Annotated in this window: 2 protein-coding genes; both read left to right on the top strand. The window is 37.0% G+C overall.

Translation table 11 applies throughout. The features are described 5' to 3' along the window. Positions 1-231: 231 nt before the first annotated feature. Entirely contained in the window at positions 232-657 is a 426-nt protein-coding gene (locus N2K84_RS20125; protein WP_282593630.1) for a YkvA family protein, read from the top strand. After that, positions 651-1,370 carry a sulfite exporter TauE/SafE family protein gene (locus N2K84_RS20120; RefSeq protein WP_282593629.1) on the top strand — a complete coding sequence of 240 codons (720 nt, stop codon included), beginning with the start codon at positions 651-653 and terminating at the stop codon, positions 1,368-1,370. The genes N2K84_RS20125 and N2K84_RS20120 overlap by 7 nt, the downstream gene beginning before the upstream one ends. Positions 1,371-1,482: the final 112 nt, after the last annotated feature.

The following is a 1,482-nucleotide window of genomic DNA, read 5'->3' as shown; positions in this document are numbered from 1 at the left end:
TTGTTGTTTGGGTGCTATGTAAAGTTTATTTGTATTTTTAAACTTTTTCAACAGCTTACAACAAGTGTGTGCGCTGCTTATGCAGGGCACACACATCGTGTATAGTGCATTTGGCGGATAGTACTAATTTGAAGGGTCTTGCATCTAATAAACATTGTAACGGTTTGACAGGTTTGTGCTTCGAATCGCCAAACGACACCATACACGTAACCGTTGGCGTGCATTGAGAAAATGACCATAGTAACATTGATAAATACCGAAAATCATATAACAACCATTAACAAACTGAAAAAGTGGGCTAACAGAATAAAAACAGACTTGAAAGCTCTGCGAATTGCTTTAACCGATAATTTAGTTCCTTGGTACGTTCAAGCACTTATTATTTTGACAGTTGGATACGCATTTAGTCCAATAGATTTGATTCCTGATTTCATACCAATTCTTGGCTTACTTGACGACATTGTCATTGTTCCACTTTTGATTTACGTAACCATAAAACTTATTTCAACCGAAGTAATGCAATATTGCCGACTACAAGCCGAAACAAGAGAATTTAAAAAGAAGAAAAATTGGATTGTGGGAAGTATCATAATTCTACTTTGGGTAATACTCGTAGTTTGGATTTTTAAAATGTTTATAACATCAAGCAAATGGTGACAGAACTCATAATCTTATTTATCATTAGTTATATCGCTGCTTCTATTTCAGGAGCAGCGGGTTTTGGCGGTGCATTAATTCTATTACCGTTTGTCGTAAATATTGTTGGAGTAAAAGCAGCAGTGCCAATCTTGACAATAGCCTCAATATTTGGAAATACTTCCCGAGTTTGGTTTGGTAGATTTGAATTAAAATGGAAACCGATTATCTACTTCCTTTTAACCGCTATTCCTTTGACTATTCTTGGCAGTTATTTGTTTACAGACATAAACAGCAAAATTGTAAAAATTTGTATTGGTATAGTTTTGATTTTATTGGTGGGATATCGTAGACTGAAAATCAAAAAAATAGTTCTCGGAGAGAAAGGAATGTTAGTCGGTGGCGGACTGACGGGATTTTTATCGGGACTTATTGGAAGTGCCGGACCAATTGGAGCTGCCTTCTTTCTTGGACTAAACTTGACAGCAACAGCTTATGTCGCAAGTGAAGCATTTGCAGCGTTAGCTATGCACTTGACCAAAACTGTAGTTTATAGTAAATATTCGCTAATTGGAATTGAAGAACTTTATTACGGACTTTTTATTGGAGCAGCAATGGTTTTGGGCAGTTGGACGGGCAGAAAAATTATCGAGAAAATAAGCCGAGATAAATTTATTATACTTGTAGAGATACTATTGATTATTACAGGAATACAGATGATTTGGACAGCGTAAAAAAAAAACAACGACACGCCAATCGAGTAGACTGCCCCGCCAGTGAACACTGACGGGGAGAGCCTCTCACACCACTGTACGTACGGGTCTCGTATACAGCGGTTCATTAAGA

Origin of the sequence: Gaoshiqia sediminis (assembly GCF_025907915.1) — a bacterium.
GTDB classification, from domain to species: domain Bacteria; phylum Bacteroidota; class Bacteroidia; order Bacteroidales; family Prolixibacteraceae; genus Gaoshiqia; species Gaoshiqia sediminis.
The sequence above is the reverse complement of the archived record's forward strand: the minus strand, read 5'-3'. Positions and strand labels throughout refer to the sequence as shown.